Genomic DNA, 6,227 nt, shown 5'->3' with positions numbered 1-6,227 from the left:
AGGAAAGCGCTTGCGCAAGCGCTTTCCTTTGCGTGGGAGGAAATGAAATGAGCTTAGAAAAGCGCTTGCGCAAGCGCTTTCGTCTCGGCTATGCTTTTTTCAACAAGCGCTGCTGCGTCCCGTTAATCGGTTCGCAGGACGATCGCTACGATAATAAAAAGGAGTGCCCGGCTATGCTGCATAGCGGATTCCACCATCTCGATTCACCCACTTCAGATGCGCTGCGCACCTCGCTGGGACTTTCACGAAATTGCGGGCCCGTCCCGGCCTCAATTCCGAGAGCCATCGACGCATTTTCTTGCCGTGAGCTTTACAATGGCTAGCAGCTGGACATGAGTTCAGCGCTATCCATCAAATCACGTGAGAAAGGAGTGATGCACAGTGGGCGCAAAGATGAGCGATGTAGCGCGAGCCGCGAACGTATCGATGTCTACGGTATCTCATGTACTCAACGGTACTCGTAAAGTACATCCTGACACCGTCCGTAACGTGAATCAGGCTGTAGAGTCCGTAGGCTATATTCGAAACTCACTCGCTCGGTCTCTGGCTCGTTCCTCTTCGGGTTCGGGTGCCATAGGTGTGGCGATTGCTACGCTGTCAAACTATTATTTCAGTGAAACAGTACGTGCCATCGAAGCGGCATGCGCGAAAAGCGGTTTGATGATGATACTGGTCAATACCCAAAGAGATCCGGAACAGGAACTCAAAGCGGTCAAAGCACTGCATGAGCGACGTGTTGACGGGATTGTACTCGCCTCGGAATATGATCCGGAAAATCGAGTATTTAATTACTTGAAAGCCAACAAGATACCCACGGTTCTCATCGATCGACTGCTCTCGACGTCTTTCGATCAGGTGGGGGTAGAGAATAAGCACTCCTCTCAAGAGTTGATTGCACACTTGATTAAACTTGGTCATCGGCGCATCGGGATGGTATCCGGTCGATTGACTCAGTCTTCTTCTCTTGAGCGAATTGATGGCTACCGCGCGGCCTTGGCTGACGCCGGAATTCAGTATGAAGATCAATTGGTTTGCTGTGGTGAATCGGCGATTACGCCGGCAATGGAAGCCACTCGCCGTTTGCTATCGCTAGAGCACCCGCCTACCGCAATAATGACTGCAAACAACTTGATGACCATTGGTGCAATGCAGGCCCTTCGTGAAGCGGGGCTTGAGGTGCCAAGGGATATCGCGCTGGTTGGCTTTGACGATTTCGACTGGGCGGATGCTTTTAGTCCAAGACTGACAGTTGTAGCGCAACCTCTCGAGGAGCTCGGAGCCCAGGCTGTGAAGCTTTTATTGAAGCGTATCAAGCAACCTGAGGGGAGACGTCAGACTATTCGATTGAAACCCTCTTTAATCCAGCGAGATTCTTGCGGCGGTCCCAAATGAATGTACTCAGGGTTTCGTCCTGAAGATCTGGCGGTTGCAGACGTGAATTATTTGACGCTTGTCCACGTCTCGCCGCCTGGATAATTTTGAAACTACATGGCCAGCGCCTGGTTTCCATTTGTCGTGCACGCCTATGTATGTTTGCAGTTTTTTTTGCTTGAGCGACCGGCTTTCGGTTTTGTTTTCTTCAGGCTTCATTGACTTCGTTAAAGAGATAGATGTTTATTTGAATCGCGATGGAGAACGCTGACCTCGCGCAACGAAGTCCGATAACTGGTTGTAACTACACACCGCAGAGCTTATTCCTGTGATGGCGTTTCTGCGTTTGCAGAATTACAAAACTTGAATCGTTTGATTGAGACGGCAGAAGCCGTTGGCAAAGAGGGGCTGAGCATGAATAACTACAACAAAACGAATGATGTGACTGCACTACCGGCATGGCGCAATCTGCTCGACCATCGGCAGAGCATGAAAAATTTCAGTATGCGCGATGCCTTTCGAGATGACAGTAAACGCTTTCAAGACTTTTCCTTGGCGGGCTGCGGGCTTTTTCTGGATTACTCGAAAAACCTGATTACTCACGAGACGCGCTCATTGCTGGTAAACCTTGCTCGCGAGGCTGGGGTGGAACAGGCAGCGCATGCCATGTTCAGTGGAGAGAAAATCAACGGTTCCGAGGGGCGTCCTGTGCTGCATACCGCGTTGCGGCGACCAGTGGGGGAACCCTTGATGGTCGATGGTCGCAACTTGATGCGCGATGTGCATGGAGCCCTGGCGCAGATGACTGACGTTGTGGGTCGTATCCATAGCCATCTGTGGCGTGGTTACAACGATAAGGTCATCACTGATGTCGTAAACATTGGTATTGGTGGCTCATTTCTGGGCCCGGAGCTTGTCTCTGAGGCACTCACGCCTTTCGCTCGGCATGGGGTGCGGTGCCATTATCTAGCTAACATCGACGGCAATGAATTCCGCGAGGTTACAGCCAAGCTGAATGTAGAAACAACGCTGTTCATCATCTCCAGCAAAACCTTCGGTACTCTTGAAACCTTGAAGAACGCGCAAGCTTCTCGTAGCTGGTACTTGGCTAAGGGCGGGACGGAAGAGAAGCTGTATCGCCACTTCATTGCTGTGACAAGTAATCGCCAGGCTGCGCTGGATTTCGGCATCCGTGAAGCAAACATTTTTCCTATGTGGGACTGGGTCGGTGGTCGTTACTCACTATGGTCTGCCATTGGCCTGCCGATTGCTCTGGCCATTGGCATCGCTAACTTCAAGGAACTGTTATCCGGCGCGTACGCTATGGATCAACATTTCCTGAACGAACCATTGGAACAGAACCTTCCTGTTCTTTTAGCGGTACTCGGCGTTTGGTATCACAACTTTTGGGGTGCGCAAAGCTATGCGTTCTTGCCCTATGACCATAACCTGCGCAACTTCGTGAAGCATCTGCAGCAGATGGACATGGAGTCCAATGGCAAAAGTGTTCGTCATGACGGCACGTCGGTTTCCTACACCACTGGCCCAGTAATCTGGGGCGGCGTGGGGTGTAACGGACAGCACGCTTACCACCAGTTGCTGCATCAGGGGACGCCTCTGATTCCAGCTGACTTCATTGTGCCTGTGGTCAGCCACAATCCAGTGGCTGATCATCAGGAATGGCTGTACGCCAATTGCTTGTCTCAAAGCCAGGCGCTGATGCGAGGCAAAACCCGCAGTGAAGCTGAGGCAGAGCTAAAAGCCAAAGGCCTTTCATCCAGTGAGATTGAACGACTGGCGCCGCATAAGGTGATCCCCGGTAACCGGCCAAGCAATACGGTTGCTCTTGAGATCATCAATCCACATAGCCTTGGTGCGCTGATCGCCCTTTATGAGCACAAGGTCTTTGTCCAGGGCGTAATTTGGGGAGTCAATTCGTTTGATCAATGGGGCGTGGAGCTGGGCAAGGAGCTAGGCAACAGCGTCTATAGCCTCCTGACTCGCTATGACGCGGGACCGGCTGATGATTCCTCGACGCAGGGTCTTATAGATTTCTTCCGAGGGCGTCATCGGGGTTAGAACCTCATAAGATTGGGCGGGACTAACGCCTTCCGGTCCTGGAGGAAACGAATGCCATGTGGTAGTGCGGTTGATTAATGCATTATTTAAATAGCGTATTTATCTCAATCGTTAGTTCCCCGTGGTCACTTTGCACTGGCAATGCCTGGATTTTTCTCATGCTTTTGGTTCAGGTAATGCGCTGCCTTTTTTATTCGATTTAACTTGGTATTTCCCTTCCGGGAACCGCTGCGTGGAGTTGGCTGCGTACTCGGATAAAAAGCGTGCTGTTCGTGTTATCGGCCTTATCCAATAAATATAACAAACAAAAGGTGTTATGAGTGAACGTTAAAACTCTCAGCGCAGTTCTGGGTGCGTCCTTTGCTGTCGGCTTTTTGCCCGTTGACGCGTATTCAGCAGACTTCAGTGGTTATTTCAGAACCGGAGTAGGGGATTCGACTCAAGGAGGGAAACAGTCGTGTTTTCAGCTACCGGGCGCGCAATCCAAATATCGCCTTGGCAACGAATGTGAGCAATATCTGGAGCTGGATTTGCGTCAGGATCTGCTTTCACTGGACGACGGCTCGGTGGTCAGCGTGGAAGGCATGGCACAGTTTTATAACGAGTATGGCCATGCCCCGAAATTTGACGGGGAGCACGGCTATACGCGGATGAGTCAGCTCTACGCAGAGTGGAGCAAGATGCCGGCATTGAACGGTGGTTCGTTCTGGGCGGGCCGCCGTTACTACAACCGAAACGACATCCATATTTCCGACTACTTCTACTGGAACCAAAGCTCAACAGGCTTTGGGTTCGATGAGGTCGCGTTGGGAGATCTAAAATACAGCTATGTGTTGTCACGCAAGGACAACGTCTTCCAAAAGGATTTTGTCACTCGTCATGATGTGACCGTCAGCGGATTCAACACAAATCCCGGTGGCGAGGTTCAGCTGGGCGTCAGCTATCTGGACAAGCCAAGCCGCAAGGATGCTCATCAGGGCTGGTCGGTGGTTGCCCAGCACAAGCAGGTCGCGTTTCTGGGTGGAGTCAACAAGTTCGCTGTTCAATACGGCCGAGGGCCGGGCACCGCATTGGGCTATACCGGTGATTCCACGCTGGATGAGAGCAACAAGAGCTGGCGGCTTGTGGAATTTTTCGATTGGCAAATGACCCACGCTTTCAGCGGTCAGGTTGAATTGGTCTATCAAAAAGACACGCGCCCTGATGGTGATGATCAGAACTGGTTATCCATTGGTGTTCGGCCCATTTATGCGTTCACGGATCAGTTCAAGTTGATCACCGAAGTTGGGCGCGACCAGGTTGAAGCCGCAAACGGTACCCGAAAGCTCACCAAGTACACCATCGCGCCTACCTGGTCACCGAAGGGGCCGGGATTCTGGGACAGGCCGGAAATACGTCTGTATTACACCTACGCAAGCTGGAACAAGGCTGCGCAACGCGCCGCCAGCTTGCAATCTCCGGGATCGGCTCTGTCTGATACCGGTGCGTTTGGTACAGACCTGCAAGGCTCCAACGTAGGGGTTCAGGTCGAGTATTGGTGGAAATAAACTCCCTGAATGACAGTGCGCTATTGGTCCGGGTTAATGTTGTTTTATTGCGCAAAGAGTATCTGGCATGAACAAATTGGAACAACTCAAACACTACACCACGGTCGTGGCGGACACCGGTGATCTCGAAGCTATCGCGAGGCTCAAACCCTATGATGCAACCACCAACCCGTCTCTTCTACTTAAAGCCGCATCCCTGCCAAATTACGAAGAGCATCTTCAAGCATCGTTCAACGAATCAAACGGGGACATCGGCTTGGCTTGCGATAAGTTCTCGGTTGCCGTTGGATGCGAAATCCTCAAGCTGATTCCCGGACGTATCTCTACGGAAGTGGATGCGCGCCTGTCCTTCGACACTCAAGCAATGCTCTCCCGAGCATACCGTTTGATCGATCTGTATGAGAGTGCGGGAATCGGCAAGGACAGAATTCTGATCAAAATCGCCTCTACTTGGGAGGGTGTCCGGGCCGCTGAAATACTGGAAAGGGAAGGGGTTCAAACGAATTTGACTCTGCTCTTTTCCTTCGCCCAAGCCGCCGCGTGCGCTGATGCCGGTGCCTTTCTGATCTCGCCCTTCGTGGGTCGTATTTATGATTGGTACAAGAAGGCCGAAGGGCGCGACTATCAGGGGGCCGAAGATCCAGGCGTACAGTCAGTAACCCGCATCTACCAGTACTACAAGGCCAATGGGTTCAACACTGTGGTCATGGGTGCCAGCTTCCGCAATCTCAATCAGATTGAGAAACTGGCAGGCTGCGACCGCCTGACCATCAGCCCGGATCTGCTGCAACAACTGTCGGATAGCGAGGGCAATCTACCGCGTCTTCTCAAACAGGAAGGGATCGGTGAACCGCGCGAGGAAGTGAGCGAGTCAGCCTTCCGTTGGCAGCACAACGAAGACGCGATGGCGACAGAAAAGCTGGCAGAAGGCATCCGCCAGTTTGCCCGCGACCAAGAGAAGCTGGAAGGCTTACTGCCCGGCAAACGTTAGGTCAATGCAGGTCAGTGCCGCATCGGCCATCCATGGCCGGGGGCGGCTACCGCGGCATCCTTGCCGCGGTGCCCCCTGCGCAACGCCTGCGTTCGGCCTCTGGGAAAGGGGCGGCAGATCTGAAGCCAAAGCAACAGCAAGGACAGAAGCCACGGCAAGATTAAAAGATCGCAGCCTCGCTTCGCTCGACAGCTCCTACAGGTACAGGGGAACACGTGCGATTGAAGAACCGGCCGGCC

The 6,227-nt window shown here is 52.6% G+C and carries 5 protein-coding genes; all 5 read left to right on the top strand.

Annotation, left to right across the window (positions count from 1 at the left end):
* A partial coding sequence (locus tag F8N21_RS29765; RefSeq protein WP_224788318.1) for a hypothetical protein occupies positions 1–323 on the top strand: 323 nt, incomplete at its 5' end.
* Positions 324–381: 58 nt separating this feature from the next.
* The gene (locus F8N21_RS29760) at positions 382–1,392 is read left to right on the top strand and encodes a LacI family DNA-binding transcriptional regulator (protein WP_150645524.1); all 1,011 of its coding nucleotides are present in this window, start codon (positions 382–384) and stop codon (positions 1,390–1,392) included.
* A gap of 393 nt (positions 1,393–1,785) precedes the next feature.
* Positions 1,786–3,450: a glucose-6-phosphate isomerase gene (gene pgi / locus F8N21_RS29755; protein WP_150645523.1), complete on the top strand. Its 1,665-nt coding sequence runs from the start codon at positions 1,786–1,788 to the stop codon at positions 3,448–3,450.
* A gap of 320 nt (positions 3,451–3,770) precedes the next feature.
* Positions 3,771–4,997 (top strand): maltoporin, encoded by a 1,227-nt coding sequence (locus tag F8N21_RS29750; protein WP_150645522.1) that lies wholly within the window; start codon positions 3,771–3,773, stop codon positions 4,995–4,997.
* Between the two features lie 67 nt (positions 4,998–5,064).
* On the top strand, positions 5,065–5,988 hold the full coding sequence (tal, locus tag F8N21_RS29745; RefSeq protein ID WP_150645521.1) for a transaldolase: 924 nt from the start codon (positions 5,065–5,067) through the stop codon (positions 5,986–5,988).
* Positions 5,989–6,227 lie beyond the last annotated feature (239 nt).

It is taken from the genome of Pseudomonas fluorescens (assembly GCF_902497895.1).
Taxonomy (GTDB): domain Bacteria; phylum Pseudomonadota; class Gammaproteobacteria; order Pseudomonadales; family Pseudomonadaceae; genus Aquipseudomonas; species Aquipseudomonas fluorescens_BP.
This window is presented reverse-complemented; position numbering and strand designations above follow the sequence as displayed.